Origin of the sequence: Streptomyces sp. NPDC088252 (assembly GCF_044740965.1) — a bacterium.
Taxonomy (GTDB): Bacteria; Actinomycetota; Actinomycetes; order Streptomycetales; family Streptomycetaceae; genus Streptomyces.
This window is the reverse complement of the sequence record NZ_JBIURS010000005.1, coordinates 146,796-170,920: the sequence shown is the minus strand read 5'-3', so window position 1 is coordinate 170,920 and position 24,125 is coordinate 146,796. Positions and strand designations below refer to the sequence as shown.

Below are 24,125 nucleotides of genomic sequence, written 5' to 3'. Positions count from 1 at the left end.
CGGGGCCGGTTTCTCTAGGCTTCGTCGTACCGTTGTACGTACCGCAGGACGCCCCACATGCTTCGCTCATGTGCGGCGTCCTGCGTCGCGTCGGGCGCCGGTGCCGTGCTCTCACGGCAGTCGGCCAGCTCCTTGCGCAGGGCCTCGGGGTCGATGCCCGAGCCGATCAGCACCAGCTGGGTGAGGCGCGGTTCGTCGCGTGTCCAGGGCTGCGGGTCGAATCGCAGGAACCTGCCGACCGCGTGCAGCGAGTACTTGTTGCCGCGGTCACCCACGCCGAAGTCGACGAACCCCTTGATCCGGTAGAGGCCCTGCGGCCTGGAGTCGAGAAACTCCATCAGCCGACGGGGATTCATGGGGACGGCCGCGGTGAAGGAGAGGCTCTCGTACGCGGCGTGCGGATGTTGTTCGTGCCCGTCGGTCCCCTCTTCTGCGCGCTCCGCCAGGAGCAGATCCTCGAAGGTGAGCTGGCGCGCCTTCTCCTCGCCGTCCGGTCGCAGCGCCGGGTCGAAGAGCAGTTCGGGATCGATGCGTCCGTACGTGGCACAGATGACGGCGGCCGCGCCGCCGCCCGCCCCTTCGGCGGCGGCCGGGGCGTCCGTCGCCGCGATGGCGTCCCTGATACGGGCCTGTTCCTCGCTTCCGACCCGGTCCGTCTTGTTCAGGACGACAAGATCGGCGACAGCGAGATGGCGGTCGATCTCCGGATGGCGCCGCCGGGTGGCATCGAACTCCGCGGCGTCGACGACCTCCACCAGCCCCCCGTACACAATGTGCGGATTGTCGCTGGCCAGGAGCATGCGTACGAGTTCCTGCGGCTCCGCGAGTCCGCTGGCCTCGATGACGATCACGTCGAGGCGGGCGGCGGGCCTGGTCAGTATCTCCAGGAAGGTGTCGAGTTCGCTCGCGTCGACCGCACAGCACAGGCATCCGTTGCCCAGCGAGACCGTCGAGCCGACCTGCCCGGAGACCGTCATGGCATCGATCTCGATGGAACCGAAATCGTTGACGATGACACCGATCCGGTTCCCGGCACGGTTGCGGAGAAGGTGGTTGAGCAGCGTCGTCTTACCGGATCCCAGGAACCCCGCGAGGACGATGACCGGGATCTGCTGCTTGCGGGGCGGGGACGACGGGCTCAACAGGGACCTTCCTCGGGGACGTCAGGGCGCCGGGACCGGCTGCGGCGGGGGCTTTCCGACGTATCGGGCCGCAGGACGGATGATCTTCGAGTCCTCCGCCTGCTCCAGGATATTGGCGCTCCAGCCGACCACCCGCGCGGCGCAGAACGTCGGCGTGAACATCTCTCGTGGCAGCCCGCACAGCTCCATGACGACTCCGGCGTAGAACTCGACGTTGGTGTGCAGCTCACGGCCCGGCTTGAGCTCGGCAAGGATCGCCTCGACCCGCCGCTCGACTTCGACGGCGAAGTCGACGAGCGGGCCGCCGAAGCCCTGGGCGATGCCCCGGAGCATGCGTGAGCGGGGGTCCTCGGTGCGGTAGACGGGGTGACCGAATCCCATGATCCGCTCGCCGGCGAGCACCCGTTCGCGGATCCAGCTGTCGATGCGGTCGGGGGTGGCGATGGCGTCCAGGGTGTCGAGGGCGCGGCTCGGCGCTCCGCCGTGCAGCGGTCCGGAGAGCGCGCCGACGGCCGCCACCAGGCAGGCTGCGACATCGGCACCCGTGGAGGCGACCACCCGGCCGGTGAAGGTCGAGGCGTTGAAGCCGTGGTCGACCGTGGAGATCAGATACTGCTCCACGGCTCTGACGTGCGCGGCGTCCGGCACGGAACCGGTCAGCATGTACAGGTAGTTGGCCGCGTACGGCAGGTCGTCACGCGGCTCCACCGGTTCGAGGCCCCGGCCGAGCCGGTGCAGGGCCGTCAGCACGGTGGGAACGGCGGCACAGGCTGCCAGGGCGTCACCGCGGCGCTGGTCGGCGTCGATGTCGTACACCGGTCGGAAGCCGGCCGAGGCGCCGAGGAGCGAGAGGGCGGTACGCAGACCGGCCAGGGGTCCTGAGACGGCTCCCGCTCGGGCTATGGCGGGCAAGGCCTCTCGCACTTCCGCGGGCAGCCGGCGCAGCGCCGCGGTGCGGGCGGCGAATTCGGCTCGGGCTGCGGCATCGGGCAGCGTGCCCTCGGACATCAGGTACCAGACGTCCTCGAAGCTGCGGGTCTGTGCGAGTTCGATGGCCGAGTACTGCCGGTAGTGGTAGAAGCCCTCGCGCCCACGGACGTCGCCGAGGGCCGTGTCGGTGACGACGACGCCCGCGAGCCCTCGGGGTACGTCGAGCGAGGTTCCGTCGGTGGTGGTCTGCATCTCTTCCTCCGTTTGCGTCCCGGTGGACTCATCAATATTGATTTGACCATCCATGATTGACTTCAATGCTGTCAATGTTGATTGAATCAATATGGATACGGTTGACGACATGAAGGATCAAGCAGCGCCCGGCGACGTCCCGGCCGCGTCCGCTCCGCAACGGCTCAGCACCCGCGAGACGGCCGAACGGCTCGGTGTGAAACCCGAGACGGTGTACGCGTACGTCAGCCGGGGGCAGCTCAGCAGCACACGCGCTCCCGGTGGACGCGGCAGCACGTTCGATGCCGCGGAGGTCGATGCGCTGGCCCGGCGCACGGGCCGCCGGGAGCCCTCCCCCGCCACCGGCGATCTGGTCTTCCGTACAGGCATCACCTTGATCGAGGGCGACCGCTACTACTTCCGCGGCGTCGACGCGACCGAACTGGCCGGTCAGTACCCCTACGAAGAGGTCGCCGAATGGCTCTGGACCGGCGAGCTGCGGCCCGGCATCCGATTCACGGCACCTGCAGAAGCGCTGTCCGCGGCGCACCGGGCAGTCGAGTCGCTGCCCGCGCACAGTGGCTCGACGGACCGGCTGCGGGTGGCCGCGATCGCCGCGGCGACGGCCGATCCACTCCGCTTCGACCTCTCGCGCGAAGCGGTGCTCGCCGGCGCACGGAGCCTGATCCCGACCCTGGTCGAAGCCCTGCCCCTGGCCGCGGGAGGGCGTTCGGAGGGTGTCGCCTCAGAGGGGGCGGCGGACGGAACCGGGACTCGACTGGCACGGCGGCTGTGGCCGAAACTCACCACCCGTCCGGCCGACGAGCCGTCGATCGCCGCACTGGACACCGCCCTCACCCTGTTGATCGACCACGATCTCGCGGCGTCGACGCTGGCCGCCAGGGTCGCGGCGTCCGCCCACGCCCATCCGTACGCGGTGGTCTCCGCGGGCCTCGGGGTCCTGGAGGGCCCCCTGCACGGCGCGGCGAGCGGCCTGGCACACCGGATGCTGACCGAGGTCCTGGAGCGGGGCAGTGCGGTCCCGGTGGTCGCGGACCATCTCCGCAGCGGACGCAGAGTGCCAGGACTCGGTCATCGCCTCTACATCTCCGAGGACCCTCGGGCGCAGGCCCTGTTCGCCCTGCTCTCGGACGTTCCACAAGCGGCGCGGGCGCTCGCTGCGGCGCGCGACGTGGTCACGACGACCGCTCGCCATGCACCCCTGCACGCCAATGTCGACCTGGCGCTCGCCGTGCTCTCGGTCTCCTCCGGCATGGCCGCGGACGCGGGCGAGACCGTGTTCGCCGTGTCGCGCACAGCGGGCTGGATCGCGCACGCACTGGAGGAGTACGGGGAACGGCCGTTGCGCATGCGGCCCAGCGGCCAGTACACAGGCCCCCGGCCCCCTCAGCCGCTGCCCACCGCCACAGATGTCCCGCCCCGTTCTTCATATGGTCCGCACAGCACGAAGAGGTGACGGCTGGAGCGAAACGGTGCGGGTCCGCTCGGCGGTGGCACGCCTCGCACCACCGATGCCGGCTCGCGGTTCTTCTTCCCGGACGCCGTCGACCGGGACCTGGTCGTGCTGCGGCACACGAAGTGTCATCAGCCGGGCTTCGCACTCCAGTTGCGCAGGGTCCGCTACGCGGGGGCTGTTCCTGGAGGACCCCTTTGTGGTGCCAAGACCAGCGGTCGAGCAGCGGCCGCGAAGCGGTGCACCGAGCGGCTGAAGACGGCGTCGGGCACACACCCGCTGCCTGGACGCCGCCGTCGCCCGGCTCCGCGCCGAGGGCCACGGCATCAAGAACGAGGGCGTCGCCCGCCTCTCCCCTCTCAAGCGTCGCCCGCCTCTCCCTTCTCAAGGACGGGCACATCGACTTCCCGGGCCGGCGTACACCCCGGAGCCCTGCTGGGCGGAGGCGACGACATCGTCCGCCGGCCGCAGTAGTCGACCGCCGACGTCGAGCACCCGCTTGTCGGCGGTCCCCACGTCGTCCGTAGCGAGGTCGAAATGCATCTGCTGGGGAACGCCGTCGGGCCACTGCTGCGGCATCTGCCCCGGAGCGTGCTGGATCACGATCACGGGGGAAGCCGTCGATCTGCAGAGGGTGGTGGGTTGCCGTCCTCGTGAGCGAGCCGCCGAGCAACCGGTGCCGGAACGAGATCCCCCTCTCCGGATCCGCGGCGTCCACGATCAGTGACGCCAGGCTGAAGTTCATGCTGTCTCTCCTCGATCTCTTCGCGGAGGCGCGGCTCGGACCACGGGGATGATGCCGCCGTCGACTCGGAACTGAGCACCGGTGAGCCATTCGGCGCGGCCGGAGGCGAGGAACGCGATCATCTCTGCGACGTCCTCGGGTTCACCGGGGCGCCCCATCGGCACCTTCAGGTGGTCCACGACCTGCTGCTTGGCGTCGTCGAGGGTCGGCCCTGAAATCATTTCCCCCGTGCTCGCCTCGCCCGGTACGGTCGCGGGATTGTTTTCGCTGCTGGGAGCCCATGAGGTTCGCGTGCGGCGTCCCCGGCAGTTACCCGGCTGAGAGCAGGTTTCGTTATGGCATGTCGTATCAGCGAGCTCGTGCTCGATTGCCGCGACCCTGAGGTGCTGGCGCGGTTCTGGTGCGAGGTCCTGGACTTCGTCGTGCTCGATCGCGAGGACGACGGCTCGGTGGAGATCGGGCCGCGCGAAGGTTTCGGTGGTCCGCAGCCGACGATCATCCTCAGTCGCAGTGATGAGCCGGAGAAGGGGAAATCCCGGCTGCACATCGACGTCAACGCCACCGACCGCGATCAGCACGCCGAGCTCGAACGCCTTCTGAAGCTCGGTGCGCGCCCGGCAGACATCGGCCAGACAGGGGACGAGCCGTGGCATGTCCTCACCGACCCCGAAGGCAATGAGTTCTGCCTGCTCAAGGCCCGCCTCGCCCCGCTCTGATGCTCATCGGTCATGCCTGGGCACCAGGTACTGGAGTCCGCTTCGAAGTCCGGTGTGACGGGCGTGTCGTGTCCGTGAAGTAGGTGAGGTCTCCGGTGGAGGGTTCATCGGCCAGGAAGAAACCTGAACACCGGAGACCTCGTGGTCGGCGCACTGCAGTACCTGGTGAAGCCGTTCACCCACGCGAAGGCGCTCCGCAGTGCCGGAGCGCTGCTCTCCGCGCAGGAGATCGCGGAAAGCTCCGGGATGAGTCGGCAGACGGCCCAGCGCTGTCTGAAGCTGCTGGAAGGGACCGGCAGGGTGCGGCTGACGCTGCGACACGGCGAGAAGGGCCGCCCGGCACACCGCTACATCTGGTCCACCGGCGGACGGGCCTGAGATCCCCGGGCCGCACCATGCGAGCGCGCGGCTACACCGCTCCGGCCCCGGTCAGCGCCCGCACCTCGGTTTCCGCATGCTTTGCGGCGTCGGGTGGCTCGGTGGAGGTGGCCGTTCCGATCCAGCCGGCCAGGAAGCCCAGAGGAATGGAGACCAGGCCGGGGTTCTCCAGGGGGAAGAGCTGGAAGTCGGCGCCGGGGAAGAGTGAGGTGGGGCTGCCGGAAACCACCGGGGAGAGGATCACGAGCAACACGGCCGGAATCAGCCCGCCGTAGACCGACCAGACCGCTCCCCGCGTGGTGAACCCGCGCCAGAACAGGGAATACAGCAGTACCGGAAGGTTGGCCGAAGCGGCGACGGCGAAGGCCAGCCCCACCAGGAACGCCACATTCAGGTCCTGGGCGACCAGACCGAGCCCGATGGCGGCCACCCCGATCCCGGCCGCGGCGACCCGGGCCACAGCGACCTCGCTGTGCTGCTTGGCGCCGGGACGCCTGAGCGAGGCATAGAGGTCATGGGCCACGGAGGCGGACGAGGCCAGGGTGATCCCCGCGACGACGGCGAGGATGGTCGCGAACGCGACAGCGGCGACCACGGCGAACAGAATCGTTCCCCCGGTGGACCCCTCGCCGCCGCCGAGCACCAGGGCCAGCAGCGGCACGGCAGTGTTCCCCGCGGGATTCGACGCCCGCACCTCAGCCGTGCCGACCAGTGCCGCCGCCCCGAATCCGAGCGCGATCGTCATCAGGTAGAAGCTGCCGATGAGCCCGATTGACCAGACGACCGAACGTCGGGCCGCACGGGCGGTGGGCACGGTGTAGAACCGCGACAGGATGTGCGGCAGTCCCGCCGTGCCCAGTACCAGGGCCAGACCCAGACTGATGAAGTCGACGCGTGCCGTCCAGGTTCCGCCGTACCGGAGGCCGGGCGAGAGGAACCGGCTCCCGTGGCCGCTCCGTTCGGCTGCGGAGTTGAGCAAGGCGTTGAAGTTGCCGTGGAAGTGAACCAGGACGAGGACGGTGAGCACGACCGCTCCCGCCATCAGCAGAACGGCCTTGACGATCTGGATCCAGGTGGTGGCGCGCATCCCGCCGAGCGACACATAGATCACCATGAGCGCCCCTACACCGATGACCGTCCAGGAGCGGGCCGCGCCGCTCGTACCGCCGAGCAGCAGCGCGACCAGACTGCCCGCGCCCACCATCTGTGCCACCAGATAGAGCACGGAGACGGTCACGGACGAGGTGCCCGCGGCGATCCGGACGGGGCGCTCCGCCATCCGCGCCGCGACCACGTCGGCGAGAGTGAAACGGCCGCAGTTGCGGACCAGTTCGGCGACCAGGAGCAGGACGACGAGCCAGGCCACGAGGAAGCCGACCGAGTAGAGCATGCCGTCATAGCCGAAGAGTGCGATCAGGCCCGAGATACCGAGGAAGGACGCAGCCGACATGTAGTCGCCCGCGATGGCGAAACCGTTCTCCATGGGGGAGAACAACCGGCCGCCCGCGTAGAACTCCTCGGCCGAGCCGTGCCGGTTGCGGCTCACCCAGGTGGTGATGGCGAGCGTCACTGTGATGAAGGCGCTGAACAGCAGGAGCGCCAACGTCTCATGGTTCCCGTTCAACGCCCGATCTCCCGCGTCATCTCCTGCGTCTCCCAGCGCAATTCGAGCGCGACCCGGTCCCTGCGCAGCCGTGCGTGTCGTGCGTACGCCCCGGTGAGCAGGAAGGTCGAGAGGAACTGTCCGAGCCCCGCGACCATCGCGACATTGACCGCTCCGACCACCGGACGGGCCATCAGTCCGGGTTCCGTGGTCGCGACGACGACATAGGCGAGATACCAGACGAGGAAGGCCAGGGTGGCGGGGACGACGAACCGCCGGTAGCGGCGGCGCACTTCCCGGAATGCCTCGCTGTGCTGCACTTCCAGATAGATGTCCGCCGCGCTGTGGCCGCACCGCGGGTTCGCCGGCCCGGGCGGCCCTGCGGGGGCGAAGCCCCCCGCGCCGTTCAGCTCGCCCCGTCCGGAGGCGGACTCGTCGTACCACGGGTCGTCGAGCCGCGTCGCTACGGCCTCACGCCCTGCTTCCTTCTCCACCGAACAACTCCCCTTGTCCACGGACCACTTCGGCCGCGTACCCAAGAATGGGCAGATGGGGAAGATCCCGGGCACTTCATTCGGCCGTCTTCACCTCTTCAGGTGAAGACCGATCCGGGCGGCTGCGCGAGGCCCCGAACGTACGCGTAGCGAACGGCCTGTGCCCGGTCGCGCACGCCGGCCTTGGCGAAGAGATTGTTGATGTGGCTCTTCACGGTCGCTTGTGAAATATGCAGCCTCCGGGCGATCTCCGGATTGGACAGCCCCTCCGCGATCAGGACCAGCACTTCGAGTTCACGTGGCGTCAGGCCATCGGGCAACTGCGGCCCAGGGGCCGGGCCGGGCGGCGGGGTTTGCGCGGTGACGCGCTCCAGAAGGCGGCGCTGGACGGAAGGCGAGAGTCCGGCCTCGCCCGACAGCACGGCCTGAATGGCCCGCACGATCTCATCGCCTCCGGCGTCCTTGGTGAGGTAACCCCGGGCCCCTGCCTGCAGCGCGGGAAAGAGCGAGTCGTCGTCCGCGAACGTCGTGAGCACCACCACCTGGGTCCTCGGATACTCCTTGCGAATCCGCCGTGTCGCCTCCGCCCCGTCGCAACGGGGCATCCGCAGATCCATCAGAACCACGTCAGGGTCCAGCTCGGCCACAAGTGCGACGGCCTCTTCGCCGTCCTTCGCCGATCCGACCACCTCGATTCCGGGCAGCAGCCCCAACAGCATCACGATTCCCTCGCGCACCACCGACTGGTCATCGGCAACCACGACCCGCGCGTTCACGCGGGCACCCGCAGACTCACCACGAAACCCTCCTCCCCGGGACCGGCCTCCAGCGTCCCGCCCATCAGCTCGGCCCGCTCCCTCATCCCCAGCAGACCGTATCCGGAGCCACTACCGGCGAGTTCCTCCTCGACTCCGTGCCCGCCCCAATCCCGCACCTCCAGGGCGATTGCGTCCGGCAGATACTCCAGCCGTACGAGAACCCTGGCCCCCGGCGCATGTTTACGTACATTGGTCAGGGCCTCCTGTGCCACCCGCCGAACCGTCTGCGACGCCTCCGCGGTCAAGGCCCGCTGCTCCCCCGCCACACTCATCTCGGCGGGCTCCGCGACCACCAGCTCCCGCAGGAAGTCCTCCACGGGGGACACCTCCCCCCGGAGCGCCGAAAGCGCCTGACGGGTCTCCGCGAGCCCCTCACGTGCCATGGAACGTGCCGACACCACCCGCTCCAGGACCTGGTCCCGGAACCCGCCCGCGGGCTCCTGCTCGATCAGCAGCCGCGCCGCCTCCAGGTGCACCAACTGCGCGGAGAGGCTGTGGGCGAGCACGTCGTGGATCTCCCGGGCGATCCTGGCCCGCTCGTCCAGGGCAGCGGTCTCCGCCTCCGCCGCGCGGGCCGCTCGCTCCTGCGCGAGGAGTCTCTGGGCGCTGCCACGGGCCTCGGCATCCAGCCTCAGTACATAGCCCGCCAGGCACAGGCCCGCTGTCGTTATGACCGTGTTCAGCCAGCCGTCCGTGCTGACGGCGGCGTACGCGCCGAGCGCCACGGCGATGGCCGGAAGGCCTGCCGTGAGGGGCAGCCGCTCCAGAGCGGCGACCGCGCAACCGCACCACAGGATCACCGCGGGCACACCGGCGCCGGCCTGTTGCGCCCCGAATGCCGCCGCCATCAGCAGCGCCAGGAGTCCCAGCGAAGGCCACAGCCGGTGTTCCAGGCTGGCCCGGAAGAAGGCCCACGCGGCGACCGCACAGCCCACGACGCACACCAGTCCGAGGGCCACCTCCCAGGGCCCGAACCGTCCGCTGGTGAAAGTGCCCCACAGCATGGCCGTGAGCAGCGCGACCCGGACGGACCAGGCGATCACCGCTCGCGGGCGGGTGCGATGCCCAGGCGAGAGGGCTTCACGGGACGGCCAGGCCGTCCAGGTCGTGCGCGTCACACGCGGTCCTTCCACACCGGCTGCGACGGCTCCCCGTCGGCACAGCCACCGTACGCCGGACGCATCAGCCCGGCCCGCCACATCAGCACGCCGCTGCGCACCGCCAGAGTGACCGCGAGAGCCGACAGCAGAGCCGCGCTGCCCTGATGTATGCCCATCAGCGCCGCAGCCCCGTAGAGGGCCGCCCTCAGCGCCATCCCGCCCGTCCAGACGAAGACGGTGGCCTTGGTGCCCCTGCTCCAAAGCGAGCCGTCCGCCTCGCGCCACAGCTGTGACGTCCAGCCCCAGCCGGCGCCGGTCACCAGCCCCACCACCAGCTCTGCGCCCAGGAGCGCCGCGGACAGCGCCGAGTGACGCGGGTCGAGCAGCCCGGGCTCGCGCAGCGACATGACGAGGAGAGCGCCCGGCAGGATCCACCAACGCTTGTGGTCGGAGATCCGCCGTGCCGAGCACTGGCGGATCACGAGAACAACGACGACAGCGACGATCACCAGGACGTCGACCAGGCCGGACATGGCTGCCTCCGAGACGCGAGAAGGTTGAACGCCTTCGACGCTACGGAAACAGCCAGGTCGGGGGATCGGCTCACGGGTTGATCGTGGGTGGAGTCGCCGTCTCCACCCACGGGTGGAGACGGCATCGCTCAGGCGTCGATGCGCGAGCGGTCCAGGGTGGCGGCCGAGCTGGTGATGAATTCCTTGCGCGGCGCCACCTCATTGCCCATCAGCAGGTCGAAGACCTGCTCGGACGATTCCAGATCGCCGATGTTGATCCGCCGCAGGGTGCGGTGCCGGGGGTCCATCGTGGTCTCTGCCAGTTGGTCGGCGTCCATCTCGCCCAGCCCCTTGTAGCGCTGGATCGACTCCTTGTACCGGATGTTCTTCCGCTGAAGCTCCAGCAGCCGCTGGCGCAGCTCGTTGTCGGAGTACGTGTAGATGTACTTGTCCTGGCCCTTCTTGGGCTGGACCAGCTCGATCCGATGCAGCGGGGGTACCGCGGCGAAGACCCGGCCCGCCTCGACCATGGGCCGCATGTACCGCTGGAAAAGCGTCAGCAGCAGAATGCGGATGTGTGCGCCGTCGACATCGGCGTCCACGAGCAGGACGATCTTCCCGTAGCGAGCGGCGTCGATGTCGAAGGTGCGCCCCGACCCGGCTCCTATGACCTGGATGATCGCGCCGCACTCGGCGTTCTTCAGCATGTCCGAGACGGACGCCTTCTGCACGTTGAGGATCTTGCCCCGGATCGGCAGCAGTGCCTGGAATTCACTGTTCCGGGCGAGCTTGGCCGTACCGAGCGCGGAGTCGCCCTCGACGATGAAGAGCTCGCTGCGGTCCACGTCGTCGCTGCGGCAATCGGCGAGCTTCGCCGGCAGCGAGGAGGACTCCAACGCCGTCTTGCGGCGCTGCGCGTCCTTGTGCTGGCGGGCCGCGATACGGGTGCGTGCGGCCGCCACGGCCTTGTCCAGGACCGCCCTGGCCTGGGCCTTGGCATCGCGCTTCGTCGAGGTCAGGAACGCCTTCAGTTCCTTGGCCACGACATTGGCGACGATCCGGTTGGCCGCCGAAGTGCCGAGCACCTCCTTGGTCTGGCCCTCGAACTGGGGCTCCGCCAGCCGCACGGTGACGACTGCGGTGAGGCCCTCCAGCGCGTCGTCCTTGACGATGTCGTCCTCGGCGACGCGGAGCAGCTTGGCGGAGCGCAGCGCCTCATTGACCGTCTTGGTCACGGAGCGTTCGAATCCGGTCACATGCGTGCCGCCCTTGGGGGTGGCGATGATGTTGACGAAGGACTTGAGGTTGGTGTCGTACCCGGTGCCCCAGCGCAGGGCGATGTCGACGGCGAGTTCACGGGTGACCTCCGTCGCCGTCATGTGCCCGCGCTCGTCCAGGACCGGCACGGTCTCCTTGAACGTGCCCTGGCCGGTCAGCCGCAGGACGTCGCAGACCGCCTTGTCCTGGGCGAGGTACTCGCAGAATTCACTGATTCCGCCGTCGAAGCGGAAGGTCTCCTCGGTCTTGCCCTCGCCGTCGAGACCCCGTTCGTCGCGGACGACGATCGTGAGCCCGGGGACGAGGAAGGCCGTCTGCCGGGCCCGCTGATGGAGCGTATCCAGGTTGAGTTTGGCGTCCTTGAGGAAGATCTGCCGGTCCGCCCAGTAACGCACCCTGGTACCGGTGCGCGCCTTGGGTACCCTCTTGCCCTTGAGCAGGCCGTTTGCCGGGTCGAACGGACTGTCCGGCCCCTGCTCGGTGAAGATCCCGGGCACTCCGCGCCGGAAGCTGATCGAATGGGTCGCGCTGTTGCGGTCGACCTCGACGTCGAGCCGGGCGGAGAGCGCGTTGACCACGGAGGCGCCCACTCCGTGCAGACCACCCGACGCCGCGTACGAGCCACCGCCGAACTTTCCGCCGGCGTGCAGCTTGGTCATCACGACTTCGACGCCGGACAGGCCCGTCTTGGGCTCGACGTCGACCGGGATGCCGCGCCCGTTGTCCCGGACCTCCACGGATTGGTCGTCGTGGAGGATGACCTCGATGTGGTCGCAGTAGCCGCCGAGAGCTTCGTCGACGGAGTTGTCGATGATCTCCCAGAGGCAGTGCATGAGACCGCGGCTGTCGGTGGATCCGATGTACATCCCGGGACGCTTGCGAACCGCTTCGAGCCCCTCGAGTACGAGCAGGTGCCGCGCGGTGTAGTTGGAACCGTCTCGGTCTGCTCCGGTCAGCAGCGCAGTGGACGGCACGGACGTATCGGCGGTCACGCGGTTCGCTCCTCGCTGAATTTCATTTGGGGCCCAGGTGGGTATCGGGCTCGGCTTCGGTCGCCGCTGAGAGGGTACCGAGGCCTGGTAGAGCGGTTGTACCGCCACCCTCCGAGAACCCTCACACTAGTCCAACCTCGCATACACGTTCGATCCCTCGCAGGAGTGACGCGCACATCACGTTCCCTTCCAGGCATGAACCATTTAGGCTCCGGGCACGTCCTCATGAACAAACCGGCAAGCCGGCCGGGAGGATCCACCAACGACAAGCAACGCGAAACCGTAGCGCTACGCAATACGGCACATTCGCCGCCAACCGGCAACAAACAGCCATCTTGAGAAGAAGTTTCGAAGAAAAGCCACGAGCGGGAACGTTTTCGGCCTGGTTGGATGTTGACCCTGGTACGACAGCTCGTCGAGCTAGAGAAGAGGCGACGTGACTACTGTTCTGACCCCCGCGAGCCCGCTGACCGCAGCAGACCGCTGCGACCGTTGCGGCGCCCAGGCATATCTGCGCGTCGTCCTGATCAGCGGCGGTGAACTGCTCTTCTGCGCCCACCACGGTCGCAAGTTCGAGCCGGAACTCAAGAAGATCGCCGCGGAAATACAGGATGAGACGGACCGGCTGACGGCCGTACAGGCCCAAGCCACCGAAGAGGAACACTGACACCTCGCATCCACGACGAGCCTGGGGCAGGTCCCGGACCGGCCGACGGGCGGCTTCCCGAAGAGGGAAGCCGCCCGTTCTCGTAGCTGCGCGACGATGCCGTTCAGCCACCACCCGGCATCCAGCCGATCGCGGCGGAGATCCGCGTGTAGACACCCGGGCTCCCCATCCGAGCGCAACCGTTCCCCCAGGACACCAGCCCGATGAGCCGCCCACCGGCCACCAGCGGCCCTCCGCTGTCGCCCTGGCATGCGTCATACCGCCCCAGCAGTTCGCCCGCGCAGAGCATCGCTGAGGGGTCGTACGTGCCGTCCCCGCCCCCCGGGTAGGCCTGCGCGCAGAGACTGTCCGGCAGAACGTTCACCTTGGCGGAGTGAAGGGACGACGCGTAGTCACCGTTGCCGGTCGTGTCACCCCAGCCGTAGACGACGGCACCGGTGCCCGGCGTGTACGCCGCGTCACCGGACTCGGCCATCGGAACCACGCTCTTCGCGGGCAACGCATCGGCCAGGGTGAGCACCGCCAGGTCTCCCGCGTTCGTGACGGGGTCGAATCCCGGATTGCTCCATGCCTTCTGCACCGCGATCTCCTTGCCGTCGGTCCCGAGCAGGGAGTCCCGGCCGGTGATGACCCGAAGATCTCGCACTTTGCCGAACTCGACACCGAGAGCCTCCCGGCTCAGGCAGTGCGCAGCGGTCAACACCTTCTTCGGACCCACGACGACGCCCCCACAGAACTGGCCTGCGCGTGTGCCTCCGAACCGGTCGCGGCTGGACAGCGCCACGACCCAGGGACTGTCCTTGACGTGCGCCGGCTCACCACCGATGACGACGCTGTTCGCAACGGCCTGAGCGGGGGATCCGAGCGGTATCACGGCCGTGGCGGCAACCAGGGCGAACACCCCGGCCATGGCACGGAAGACGGTACGGGACATGCGCACTCCTGACTCTGTGATGAACCATCACCACCCAGAGTCATCCCACTTGCCATCCCCCGCACCCCCAGATAGGCCGAGGGCCGGGCTCCCCCATGGGAACCCGGCCCTCCGCTCGCACTTCTACGACCCAGGATCTCTTCTTTGGATCAGGCCGGACTCACGTGCCCCGGTGTCGCTCCCCGATCCAAACGACAATCCCTAGTCGAGGTAGTCGCGCAGCACCTGCGAACGCGACGGGTGGCGCAGTTTCGACATGGTCTTCGACTCGATCTGACGGATGCGCTCACGCGTCACCCCGTAGACCTTGCCGATCTCGTCCAGCGTCTTCGGCTGGCCGTCGGTGAGACCGAAGCGCATCGAGACCACGCCCGCCTCACGCTCGGAGAGCGTGTCGAGCACCGAGTGCAGCTGCTCCTGGAGGAGCGTGAAGCTGACCGCGTCGGCCGGGACGACCGCCTCGGAGTCCTCGATCAGGTCACCGAACTCACTGTCTCCGTCCTCACCCAGCGGAGTGTGGAGGGAGATCGGCTCACGACCGTATTTCTGGACCTCGATGACCTTCTCGGGGGTCATGTCGAGTTCCTTCGCCAGCTCCTCCGGCGTGGGCTCGCGGCCCAGGTCCTGGAGCATCTGACGCTGCACACGGGCGAGCTTGTTGATGACCTCGACCATATGCACCGGGATACGGATGGTGCGGGCCTGGTCGGCCATGGCGCGGGTGATCGCCTGACGGATCCACCAGGTGGCGTACGTGGAGAACTTGTAGCCCTTGGTGTAGTCGAACTTCTCGACCGCGCGGATCAGACCGAGGTTGCCTTCCTGGATCAGGTCCAGGAAGAGCATGCCGCGGCCGGTGTAGCGCTTGGCCAGCGAAACCACGAGACGGAGGTTGGCCTCCAGCAGGTGGTTCTTGGCTCGTCGGCCGTCCTCGGCGATGATCTCCAGCTCGCGCTTGAGCTTCGGCGCGAGCTTGTCCGAATTCGCCAGCTTGTCCTCGGCGAACAGACCGGCCTCGATGCGCTTGGCGAGCTCGACCTCCTGCTCCGCATTGAGGAGGGGAACCTTGCCGATCTGCTTCAGGTAGTCCTTGACCGGGTCGGCGGTGGCGCCGGCGACGGCGACCTGCTGCGCGGGAGCGTCGTCCTCGTCGTCGTCGGAGAGGACGAAGCCCTTGTTCTCGCCCTCGGCCTCCTCCTCCTCGCCCTTGCCGACCTTTACTTCCTCGGCCGCCTCGTCGCCGTCGAGGAGCTCGTCGTCCGACTTTCCGGACTTCTTCGTTGCTGTCTTCTTGGCCGCCGTCTTCTTCACGGCGGTCTTCTTGGCGGCCGTCTTCTTGGCTGCCGTCTTCTTCGCAGGGCCGGTCGCGGCAGCGTCGTCAGCCACCACGTCCACGGTCTCTGCCGACGGGGCGGCAGTGGCCGCGACGGTCCTGGTCACGGTCGTCTTGGCCGCGACAGTCTTGGTGGCGGTGCGCTTGACCGGGCTCTTTGCTGCGACGCTCTTGCGGGCACGCTTCGACGGCTCCGCGGCACTGACCATCAGCGTCACACCCTCTTCCTCGAGGATCTGGTTGAGGCTGCGCAGAACATTCTTCCACTGGGTTGGCGGAATCTGGTCAGCCTCGAAGGCCCGACGCACGTCATCGCCGGCGATCTGCCCATCAGCCTTTCCCCGCTCGATGAGCGCCATCACAGACTCGGACTCGGCGATCTCCGGCGGGAGCGTACGGGATGTGCTGGCCGACACGAACAACCTCTCGGAACGATGGAAACGGCTTCCGGCCCGGCCCTGGAGAGGGCTGGAGCCGACGACCGTCGGGCTGGGAATGTACCGACGGCGCGGGTTTGGCCTCAGAACTGCACAGCGCACTGAACGGCTGCTGTATTCCTTCCGTGGCGGTCACCTCTTAAGTCATCGCACTGTTTCGAGGAGTGTTACGCCCAATCCGCGTGGCCCGAGTCACACCTCATTTGCGACGAACGTGACCAGGGGTGCCATCCCACCACAATTGTGCCGCCGGACCGCCTGGGCCCGGCGACACGTGGTTCGTACACCCTGGCCGTGCTGCGCTCAGTGCTCGCGGGGCGCGGGCACCACCCGCTCCACCTCGGGGTGGACGACGAGCAGTTGACGCATGGCCGCCTCGGCGCCCGCCGAGTCACCGGACGCGAGGGCGTCGACGATTCGCGCATGGTGACCGAGGGATGCCTCAGTGGGACGGTCGCAGCCCGTGACGGTGCCGCCGGAGACCTGCAGGGCTGCGGAAACGATGCCGGAGAGGTGCTCGAGCATGCGATTGCCAGCCGCCTGGATGAGCAGGGAATGGAATTCCACATCGGCCCTGGAACAGGTGATCCCGTCACCCTGCCCGAGTGCATGCCCCATGATCTCGACCATGTCACCGAGGCGCTGCTGAATGTCCTCGCGGCCATGACCTGCGGCGAGACGGGCAGCGAGCGGCTCGATCGTCCATCGGAGCTCACCCAGTTCGCGACGCTGGTCCTCGCGCTGAGGGCCGAAGGCGCGCCATTCGATGATGTCGGGGTCCAGCAGATTCCAGTCACTGACCGGGCGGACCCGGGTACCCACGTTGGGCCGGGCGCTGACCAGGCCCTTGGCCTCAAGGACGCGCAGCGATTCGCGTACGACGGTGCGGGAGACCTCGAAACGCTGGCCGATCTCCTCCGGCACCAGAGGACGGTCGGCGCCCAGGTCGCCGGAGACGATCATCTGACCCAACTGCTGAACGAGTTGGCCATGGAGGCCGCGGCCACGACTGGCCGAGCCCCGCCGGCCCGCCCGGCCGAGCTCGGCATCGGGGCCGTCCCAGGAACGAAGAGGGGCGCGCTCGCCGGCCGGCGCCTCCGCGTACGGGTAGCGATCGAGTTCACCCGGGCCGGCGAGGCCGGAATCGGCGGAGCGGGCGGCGGTCATCATGGTGTGCGCAAGGGTACTCACGCATCCTTTGTCGGCGCGGCTCGCCCGGCCCTTGAGGTCTTTGGTGAAAAGCACACGAAAGGGTGATCGGCACCCACCCCCCAATTGACGCCTTATTGGTGGAAATCGGGCGACTTCCGGGAAGTTGCGGGGCTGCGAGCACTCAATCACCGAGCCGCGATCACCAACGGACCCTGCTGCGAAGACTGGTGAACAGATACGCACAGATCAGGACCGACAACGACAGCGACAGTGCGGTCCCCACCGGGTGCGTCACCACGCGCACGACGACCGCCACCCATCGGTCCGTCTCGTGCGGCCAGCGCGGCCACATCAGTTCTCGAAGCCTGCCCGGAAGGCCGTCGATCGGACGAGAGCCCGACCCCGTCAGCACGTTCTGGACAAGCGGAACAACGAGCACGGGAACGGCGAGCACCGCGGCAACGCCCGCCGTCGCCACTCTGAAGACTCCGGCAGCCAGGAGACCCGCCCAGGCGCAGCCCACGGTCAGCGCTCCCCAACTTGCACCCATGGCTACCGGATTCGGCGGAATCCGGAGCAAATCGTCGCCATAGACCAGGTGGAGAGCTTCTGCGGCGGCCAGGACGACAGCCAGGGCGAGCACCAGGGTGACGCCCGCCGATACCAGCAGCTTGGCGAGGAGCAGCCCCAGGCGGCGGGGGACGGTGCCTCGGCCCGCCGCTAGCGCGGGATAGCGGAATTCGTCGCCGAACGAGACGGCGCCGAGCACTCCTGCGCCGATTGCCGCAGGTGGCAACGGCAGCGATGACGGCCACGCCGCCAGCACCTTCGGCAGCTGAGCGTGGCCGGAGCGGGCAAGGAGGACGGAGAGCCCGACCGAGGCGACAAGAACGATGGCCATGACCAGGGTTGCCGTTCTGACCCCGAGGAGGCGACGGAGTTCGTATCGCAGGGGGCGGAGCGGGCTGCGGGCCGGGCGGCGTCGGATCGATGGCAGTGGTTCCGAGCCGGACGCACGCGCGGCGGGCTGCGGTGCGACCTCCCTCTCGCCGTGAGCGTGGCCCGTGGGGGTCATGACGCCTGCGGGACCGGTGTCGGCGACCTCGTCGGCGAGTTGATGCACCGGGAGCCCGTGCCGGAACGCCGCGTCGCCGATCTCCGCACAGGTGGACCCGTACACGGAGAGGCGGCCGCTCGCTTCGCTGACCACCTCGACCGAGCGTCCGGCCGCTCGGGCCTCGCGACCGACGACGGCAGCGAGGCGGGCCGCGTGCGGGGTCCGTACCGCCACCCGGGGACGGAGGCGGGTCCGGGAGAAGTCGTCGGCGCTCTGGTCCGCGACGAGGCGCCCGTGCTCGATGGTGACCACGTGGTCGGCAGCTCGCGCGGCCTCCTTGGGGTCGGCCGTGGTGTACAGAACGGTCCCGCCCTGTCGCGCGTGGGACTGCAGCAGCCCATGCACCCAGCACTCCTCGCGCGGAGAGAGGCCTTCTGCGGGGGCGTCGAGGACCAGCGTGTGCGGGTCACCGAGCAGCGCCGAAGCGAGGGCGAGCAGGCGGTCCATGCCGAGGGAGAGCGTGCCCATTCGCTGGTCCCGGAGTCCGGCGAGACCGACGGTTTCGAGCAATTCGTCGGCCCGGGACGCCGGCACGCCTGCGGCGGCGCAGAGCATGCGGAGCTGGCCCCGGACGGTACGGGCGGGGTGCCCCGGCACATCCCCGAGGAGTACGCCCACCTCACGCGCCGGGTGGCGGATGCGGTGCAACGGTCTGCCCCGGAAGTAGGTGACCCCCCGGCCCGAGTCGAGTTCGAGCATCAGGCGGAGAGCCGCGGTCTTGCCCGAACCGGGAGCCCCCAGAAGTGCGGTGACGTGGCCGGGCCGGGCTTCGAAGGTGAGATCGTCCACGGCGACCGGAAGGCCGCGGCGGGGGGAGCTGGTGAGTCCGATGGCCTGGAGCATCGCTTCTCTCGCGGGAGGTGAGACCGCTCGGCGGCAGGGCGGGTACCGCAGCAAGATAACGCGACATATCCGACTTTTTGTGCACCTGGCCTTACGGTGTTCCGCGGGGTCAGACTTCCGGCCTCAGCATCGGCGGGTTGAGGACCGTGGCCGCTCCGGCACGGAAGAGCTGGGCAGGACGGCCGCCCTGTCGCGTGGTCGTCCCACCCGCGGGCACCAGGAATCCGGGGGTTCCTGTCACCTTGCGGTGAAAGTTCCGCGGGTCGAGGACCACGCCCCATACCGCCTCGTACACCCTCCGAAGCTCACCGACCGTGAACGCCGGCGGGCAGAAAGCGGTGGCCAGGGAGGAGTACTCGATCTTGGAACGCGCCCGTTCGACACCGTCGGCAAGAATCTGCGCGTGATCGAAGGCCAGCGGAGCCTGTATTTCGCCCTCATGGCCTACCCCGCCCTCCGGGCCGAGCAGATCCCCCACTGGCGCCCAACGCGCGCTGTTCGCATCGCCGCCCGCCCGCGGCGCCGGCAGATCAGGGGCCAGAGCGAGGTGCGCGACGCTCACCACCCTCATCCGGGGGTCGCGCCCGGGGTCGCCGTAGGTGGCCAGCTGTTCCAGATGGGCACCATTGCCCACGGCCGACGCGGCCGGATCCTGGGCACACAGCCCGGTCTCCTCGACGAGTTCGCGCGCTGCCGCGGCCCCGAGATCCTCATCGGCTTTGACGAACCCGCCGGGCAGTGCCCATCGCCCCTGGAAGGGCGGCTCACCGCGGCGAACCACCAGCGCACAGAGCGCATGACGGCGCACCGTGAGCACAACCAGGTCGACGGTGACAGCGAAGGGCGGGAAGGTCGACGGGTCGTAGGGCGGCATGCGGTGATCATAGTCGTCTGCCTGACGATAAACACTCCCTTCGCCATGCTCTTCGGCGACTGCCTTCGCCGTGCTCGTCGCGCTGCTCGGCGCCGTACTCGTCGTCCGTCAAGGCGCCGGATTCCTCGTCGGGGCCCGACGTCGCCGCCCGGAAGCGTCCGGAGGGCAGAGCCCCGGCCCGAGCGCCGCTGCGACGCGGGGCGGGACGTTCGGCGCCCCCGGCAGCTCACTGGCCGACGGGAATTCCTGGACGCCGACCAGCGGCCCTGGAGATCACCGAGTCCGGAACGCTGATCAGACGTGTCGCGGAGCGGCTACGCGCGGGGATCAACGACCGTCCCTGGATCCGCGGCGGCCGGGAGAGGCCTGCCCGGACCGCCGTCGGACAGCAGCTGTGCCGGGTCGGGCGGAGCCGGACGGAGTCTTCCTCGGTCGCGTGGCGGTCCGGCGTACCGTGCGAGGCCGTGTGCTCCGGTCCGTGCGTTGGACTCGCCGGATCGTCCGGGCGCGGCGTTCCCCTCGGAGACAACGGCGAAGCATCTCCGGATCGAGCCCCTGGTTGCACGCCTCGTGGAGAAGCTGAGCAAAGGTGTACCCGGGGTCCACGCGCAGGGCGAGCCCCAGCGCGACCCGTGCGGCCGGCTCGTCCCCCGTCGACCAGGAGACCCATCCTGCCAAGGTCAGCGGCGCCGCGGCGTGCTCCTCGTACGGTGCGACGCAGCGACGGGACAGCGCCTGCCAGAGCCGCAATGCGGAGCCTGCCTCCGGCCCTTCCATCCATTCGGCGGCCTTGTCGCGGGTGTCCCGGTCCTGCAGCCCGAGGATCACCGTGGCGGCCTCGTCGTGACTGATCAACCGGTCGTCATCGAAGTCCGATGCGGACGGCACCACGACCGGCGCCTCGCTGAGCCGTTTCATGAGCCTACGGGCAAGCCCCAAGGTCTCCTGGGCGACGTCCTTGCGTCCCGCCTCGTCCAAGATCTTCGGCACCAGCTCGGCCCCGGCCGAGTCGAGCGCCCGTTGCTGCTCCGCAGCGGCCGGGGTGCGCAGAGGCATGAGCCTGGCTTCCATCTCCCGCAGCGTTCCGCGCACTTGAATACCCGCGTATGCGGCGGCGGCCGCCATCACCGAGGTGCCGGGCAAGGCCAATGGGTTCCCTTCGGTCGGGCAGCAGCGCTCATCCGGGCAGCAGTACGACCAGTACCGGCCGTCCGAGATGCAGAGTGCTTCGAGAACGGGCACGTCGAGCGCGCCGCACGCCGTACGCAGGCGCTGGGCGAGGGGCCGGAGCCGCTCCATGATCTGACTGCTGCTCTCGCCTTCGGCAGGATCCTGGCAGAGAAAGATGACGATCGCGTCAGGACGCTGCCCTCGCCGCTCGCTCCCCTTGATCAGGCACTCGGCGAGCTGCTCGGCGACGGGTGGCCATTCCTGCGGTGACTGCGGGATGCCGAGCCTGAGCCGCCCGCCGAAACGACCCCGGCCACCGTGCAGGGCGACCATGACCACGCTGTCGTTCGGGTGGAACCCCATGAGGTACGGGAGGGCGTCGGCGAGCTCGGCAGGGCCCCGCAGGGTGATCTGCTGCTCGTCGACCGGACCGTTGGTTTCGTCGTGCTGGTTCATGGCATGACCGTCCCGCGAGCGGCCTATTTCCGCGACCCCTGTGGATAAAGTTATCCACAGGGGTCGCGAGGTCGTTGGCGGTTTGTCGTAGTCATCGGGTTGCATGGGGGCACATCGTCCAGGCCGAGGTGGCGGCCGGGGAGGGGGGCGGAGTGCCATGCTCCATGTTGGCGCCGCGTGGAGGTGTGCCCGGCGGCGGCATCGGCTTCGGTGATGGGCGCCGCCAGGCATCTCACCAGGATGGCAGGCGGCACTGACACTGCGGTCGGCGACCGGTACGGGCGCGCCCGAATGCGGTGGAGCGGGGTCGGTCCGGCGGCAGCGGCTGCGGTGGTGAAGTTCGCTCGGTGAGGGATCGTCGGTGCGTCTTTTCGCTGAGCGCGGAGGAGCCCGGACCGAGTGCCTTCGCCGCCCTGGGGCCGGGCAGCTCGGACGGTGTGGGTGATCTGCCGCAGTCCGTCTCCGGAAGTACGGCGTCCAGATCTCAAGGAAGCCCGTCAACGTGTTTCCGGCGTCCCCGTAGCAACTGTGGCGTGCGGGCGACGGGGCGGGCTCGGGCGAGGAGCAGGGCGACGTCGTCAGGCTCGTCGCGGCGACGCAGGGCGTCCAACAGGTGGTCGCAGGTTTCCTCCAGCCGACGCGGCGATCTCGCGAGGAGCCGCAGGAGGACGGCCAGTCGCGTGTCGAGGGCGTGGCTGCGGGTTTCGATCAGTCCGTCGGTGTAGAGCAGCAACCCGTCGCCGGGCTCGATCCGCAACCGGCTGGTGTCGAAGGGGACGCTCCCCACTCCGAGGGGCGCTCCGGTGGGGAGGTCGAGAAAGCGCGGGGCACCGACGGCGGGGATCAGGACTGGCGGCAGGTGACCGGCGGTGGCGATGCTGCAGCAGGCACGGGAAGCGTCGTACACGGCATATGTGCAGGTGGCGAACCGTTGCTCCAGGTCGCCCGTGATGCGATCGAGGTGGCGCAGGACCGCGGCGGGGTCCAGGTCGAGCACGGCCAGGGTACGGGTGGCGGTGCGCAGCTGCCCCATGGTGGCGGCGGCGCCGGTGCCGCTGCCCATGACGTCGCCGATGACCAGGGCGGTCTTGTCGCCGGACAACGCGATGACGTCGTACCGGTCGCCGCCTATTCCGCAGATGGTCGAGGCGGGCCGGTAGCGGCAGGCGATGTCCAGGCCTGGCCGGTACGGCGGTTTCTGGGGCAGGAGGCTGCGCTGGAGGTTCTCGGCGACCTGGCGCTGGTTCTGGTACCAGCGGGCGTGGTCGATGCTGACGGCGGCGCGGGAGGCCAGTTCCAGGGCGAGGGTGGTGTCGTCCTCGCTGAAGGGCAGCGGATTGCGGGCGCGGGCGAGGCCCAGCGCGCCGAGCACGCGGCCGCGGGCGATGAGCGGGACGGCGAGGCAGGAGTGTGCCCCGGCCTCGGTGAGGACGCGGGCGGCATGGGAGGGGGCGATGTGAGCGAGTTCCTGGGCGGTGATGTGGGCAGCGAGGACCGGGCGGCCGGTGGTGATGCAGCGGGTGATCAGGTGGTCGGGCTCGTACCGGGCGGGATGCCCGGAGGGCACGGAGACGGCCGGGGCGGGGTGGGCAGCGACGGCCAGGGTGCGGAGGGCGACCGGGCCATCGGGCGCCCGGTCGCTGTCGCCGCCCCGGAGCACGGCCTCCAAGAGGTCGACCGCGGCAAGGTCTGCCGGTTCGGGCACACAGGTGCGGGCGAGTTCGTCGACGGTGGTGTCCAGGTCCAGAGTGGTGCCGATGCGCGTCGAGGCGTCTGCGATCAGGGCAAGGCGCCGCCGTGCCGCGGCTGCCTCGGAGGACGCGCGGTGCTGTTCGGTGACGTCCACGAGTTCCAGGGCGAGTCCGAGCACCTGCCCGGCGCTGTCCTCAAGCCGGTAGTAGGAGGCCGACCAGGCGTGCACGCGGCCCGGGTCGGAGGGGGTGGGGGCGAGCGCGAATTGGTTCACCAGCGGGTCTCCGCTGTCCAGTACGCGTCGCATCGCGGTCTCGACCGGGCCGGCGTCCATGAAGTCCAGCACCTCACGCACGCGGCGGCCGACCTGCCGATCGGCCGTTGATACGCTCCAGCGTGGGATTGACCACCAGGTACCGCAGATCGGGATCCAGGACCCCGAGCCCTATCGGAGACTGCGAGACCAACCGGGCGGAGAGCGCAAGATCGCGCTCCATATGCTGGAGAACGGCCTGATCCGCGGCGATCCCCAGCGCGTAGAAGTCCCCGTGCTCGCCCTCCAGCCGTACGTTCCGGAACTCCACCAGGCGGGTGCTGCCGTCCTTGTGCCGGACGGGAAAGGCCCCCGCCCAACTCGTACCCTCTGCCATCACCTGGGAGAACAGCCCGGTGACCAGGTCCAGGTGCTGCTCGTCGACCATCAGCCGGGCCGCGGACCGTCCCAGGGCCTCCCGGGCGCTGTAGCCGAAGATCTGCTGTGCCTGTGGGCTCCAGAACACCACGCGCCCCCGTGCGTCCAGCACCACCGCCGAAACACTGAGCAGATCGATCAGGCCGCCGGACGGAGCCCCAGGCGTGCGCCCGGCACCTCTCACGAAGGGTTCGGCAGACCCCACCGGTCGCCACCTCGCTCCCCGCCGTGTCACCGGCCGATCACCACCATGGTCTCTCGCCCCGGCCCCGTCGGCAGCACAGCCGCGGATCACCCAGCAGCAGACGGCACCCCGGCGCTCAGCCGCACAACGCCGTTTCATGGA

The 24,125-nt window shown here is 69.0% G+C and carries 18 protein-coding genes and 3 pseudogenes; 4 read left to right on the top strand and 17 right to left on the bottom strand.

Features of this window, described 5'->3' with window-relative positions; genetic code table 11:
• Positions 1–14: 14 nt before the first annotated feature.
• Together ACIOHC_RS12765 and ACIOHC_RS12760 are read right to left on the bottom strand one after the other, a co-directional pair.
• Positions 15–1,142 (bottom strand): CobW family GTP-binding protein, encoded by a 1,128-nt coding sequence (locus ACIOHC_RS12765; protein ID WP_401842698.1) that lies wholly within the window; start codon positions 1,140–1,142, stop codon positions 15–17.
• A 21-nt stretch (positions 1,143–1,163) separates the two neighbouring features.
• Complete coding sequence (locus ACIOHC_RS12760; protein WP_389636947.1) at positions 1,164–2,324, bottom strand: citrate synthase/methylcitrate synthase; 1,161 nt, start codon at positions 2,322–2,324, stop codon at positions 1,164–1,166.
• Positions 2,325–2,433: 109 nt separating this feature from the next.
• Between ACIOHC_RS12760 and ACIOHC_RS12755 the strand changes: the two genes are divergently transcribed.
• Complete coding sequence (locus ACIOHC_RS12755) at positions 2,434–3,780, top strand: citrate synthase (protein ID WP_351075115.1); 1,347 nt, start codon at positions 2,434–2,436, stop codon at positions 3,778–3,780.
• Positions 3,781–4,161: 381 nt separating this feature from the next.
• Here ACIOHC_RS12755 and ACIOHC_RS12750 read toward each other — a convergent pair whose 3' ends face one another.
• Together ACIOHC_RS12750 and ACIOHC_RS12745 are read right to left on the bottom strand one after the other, a co-directional pair.
• Positions 4,162–4,386 carry a VOC family protein gene (locus ACIOHC_RS12750; protein ID WP_351075116.1) on the bottom strand — a complete coding sequence of 75 codons (225 nt, stop codon included), beginning with the start codon at positions 4,384–4,386 and terminating at the stop codon, positions 4,162–4,164.
• A 132-nt stretch (positions 4,387–4,518) separates the two neighbouring features.
• Positions 4,519–4,707: pseudogene (locus tag ACIOHC_RS12745) on the bottom strand (SDR family oxidoreductase); the annotation flags it as partial.
• Positions 4,708–4,857: 150 nt separating this feature from the next.
• On the opposite strand from ACIOHC_RS12745, the gene ACIOHC_RS12740 reads away from it, so the two are divergent.
• Complete coding sequence (locus ACIOHC_RS12740; RefSeq protein ID WP_401842697.1) at positions 4,858–5,238, top strand: VOC family protein; 381 nt, start codon at positions 4,858–4,860, stop codon at positions 5,236–5,238.
• 186 nt (positions 5,239–5,424) lie between these two features.
• A pseudogene (locus ACIOHC_RS12735) lies at positions 5,425–5,616 on the top strand (HTH domain-containing protein); the annotation flags it as partial.
• A gap of 31 nt (positions 5,617–5,647) precedes the next feature.
• Here ACIOHC_RS12735 and ACIOHC_RS12730 read toward each other — a convergent pair.
• From ACIOHC_RS12730 to ACIOHC_RS12705, 6 genes are all read right to left on the bottom strand, one after another.
• Complete coding sequence (locus tag ACIOHC_RS12730; protein ID WP_351075118.1) at positions 5,648–7,240, bottom strand: cation acetate symporter; 1,593 nt, start codon at positions 7,238–7,240, stop codon at positions 5,648–5,650.
• Positions 7,237–7,713: a DUF485 domain-containing protein gene (locus tag ACIOHC_RS12725; RefSeq protein ID WP_401842695.1), complete on the bottom strand. Its 477-nt coding sequence runs from the start codon at positions 7,711–7,713 to the stop codon at positions 7,237–7,239. The genes ACIOHC_RS12730 and ACIOHC_RS12725 overlap by 4 nt, the downstream gene beginning before the upstream one ends.
• A gap of 98 nt (positions 7,714–7,811) precedes the next feature.
• Entirely contained in the window at positions 7,812–8,489 is a 678-nt protein-coding gene (locus ACIOHC_RS12720; protein ID WP_351075120.1) for a response regulator transcription factor, read from the bottom strand.
• On the bottom strand, positions 8,486–9,649 hold the full coding sequence (locus tag ACIOHC_RS12715) for a histidine kinase (protein WP_351075121.1): 1,164 nt from the start codon (positions 9,647–9,649) through the stop codon (positions 8,486–8,488). The genes ACIOHC_RS12720 and ACIOHC_RS12715 overlap by 4 nt, the downstream gene beginning before the upstream one ends.
• On the bottom strand, positions 9,646–10,164 hold the full coding sequence (locus tag ACIOHC_RS12710; protein WP_351075122.1) for a DUF1453 domain-containing protein: 519 nt from the start codon (positions 10,162–10,164) through the stop codon (positions 9,646–9,648). Before ACIOHC_RS12710 ends, ACIOHC_RS12715 begins: the two co-directional genes overlap by 4 nt.
• A gap of 128 nt (positions 10,165–10,292) precedes the next feature.
• A complete protein-coding gene (locus ACIOHC_RS12705) occupies positions 10,293–12,413 on the bottom strand; it encodes a DNA topoisomerase IV subunit B (RefSeq protein ID WP_365692567.1) in 2,121 nt (706 codons plus the stop codon).
• 436 nt (positions 12,414–12,849) lie between these two features.
• Here ACIOHC_RS12705 and ACIOHC_RS12700 point away from each other — a divergent pair, with 436 nt between their 5' ends.
• Positions 12,850–13,080: a hypothetical protein gene (locus tag ACIOHC_RS12700; RefSeq protein WP_283854449.1), complete on the top strand. Its 231-nt coding sequence runs from the start codon at positions 12,850–12,852 to the stop codon at positions 13,078–13,080.
• Between the two features lie 103 nt (positions 13,081–13,183).
• Here ACIOHC_RS12700 and ACIOHC_RS12695 read toward each other — a convergent pair whose 3' ends face one another.
• The 7 genes and pseudogenes from ACIOHC_RS12695 to ACIOHC_RS12665 form a co-directional block, all read right to left on the bottom strand.
• Positions 13,184–14,014, bottom strand: coding sequence for a serine protease (locus ACIOHC_RS12695; protein WP_351075125.1), 831 nt, complete (start codon positions 14,012–14,014; stop codon positions 13,184–13,186).
• A gap of 201 nt (positions 14,015–14,215) precedes the next feature.
• Positions 14,216–15,763 carry an RNA polymerase sigma factor gene (locus ACIOHC_RS12690; RefSeq protein ID WP_351075126.1) on the bottom strand — a complete coding sequence of 516 codons (1,548 nt, stop codon included), beginning with the start codon at positions 15,761–15,763 and terminating at the stop codon, positions 14,216–14,218.
• A gap of 324 nt (positions 15,764–16,087) precedes the next feature.
• Positions 16,088–16,975 (bottom strand): FadR/GntR family transcriptional regulator, encoded by an 888-nt coding sequence (locus ACIOHC_RS12685; RefSeq protein ID WP_351075127.1) that lies wholly within the window; start codon positions 16,973–16,975, stop codon positions 16,088–16,090.
• Positions 16,976–17,135: 160 nt separating this feature from the next.
• On the bottom strand, positions 17,136–18,896 hold the full coding sequence (locus ACIOHC_RS12680) for an ATP-binding cassette domain-containing protein (RefSeq protein WP_401842694.1): 1,761 nt from the start codon (positions 18,894–18,896) through the stop codon (positions 17,136–17,138).
• 109 nt (positions 18,897–19,005) lie between these two features.
• Complete coding sequence (locus ACIOHC_RS12675) at positions 19,006–19,770, bottom strand: NUDIX domain-containing protein (protein ID WP_401842692.1); 765 nt, start codon at positions 19,768–19,770, stop codon at positions 19,006–19,008.
• 327 nt (positions 19,771–20,097) lie between these two features.
• Positions 20,098–21,396, bottom strand: a complete 1,299-nt coding sequence (locus ACIOHC_RS12670; protein WP_351075130.1) for a DUF4192 domain-containing protein — start codon at positions 21,394–21,396, stop codon at positions 20,098–20,100.
• A 484-nt stretch (positions 21,397–21,880) separates the two neighbouring features.
• Positions 21,881–23,984 (bottom strand): annotated as a pseudogene (locus ACIOHC_RS12665) (SpoIIE family protein phosphatase).
• Between the last annotated feature and the right edge of the window lie 141 nt (positions 23,985–24,125).

What these genes read in the sequence shown, in the direction of transcription:
- ACIOHC_RS12675 (WP_401842692.1), bottom strand. Translation starts at nt 19,770, where the DNA reads ATGCCGCCCTACGACCCGTCGACCTTCCCGCCCTTCGCTGTCACCGTC.
- ACIOHC_RS12680 (WP_401842694.1), bottom strand. Translation starts at nt 18,896, where the DNA reads ATGCTCCAGGCCATCGGACTCACCAGCTCCCCCCGCCGCGGCCTTCCG.
- ACIOHC_RS12710 (WP_351075122.1), bottom strand. Translation starts at nt 10,164, where the DNA reads ATGTCCGGCCTGGTCGACGTCCTGGTGATCGTCGCTGTCGTCGTTGTT.
- ACIOHC_RS12695 (WP_351075125.1), bottom strand. Translation starts at nt 14,014, where the DNA reads ATGTCCCGTACCGTCTTCCGTGCCATGGCCGGGGTGTTCGCCCTGGTT.
- ACIOHC_RS12740 (WP_401842697.1), top strand. Translation starts at nt 4,858, where the DNA reads ATGGCATGTCGTATCAGCGAGCTCGTGCTCGATTGCCGCGACCCTGAG.
- ACIOHC_RS12755 (WP_351075115.1), top strand. Translation starts at nt 2,434, where the DNA reads ATGAAGGATCAAGCAGCGCCCGGCGACGTCCCGGCCGCGTCCGCTCCG.
- ACIOHC_RS12760 (WP_389636947.1), bottom strand. Translation starts at nt 2,324, where the DNA reads ATGCAGACCACCACCGACGGAACCTCGCTCGACGTACCCCGAGGGCTC.
- ACIOHC_RS12670 (WP_351075130.1), bottom strand. Translation starts at nt 21,396, where the DNA reads ATGAACCAGCACGACGAAACCAACGGTCCGGTCGACGAGCAGCAGATC.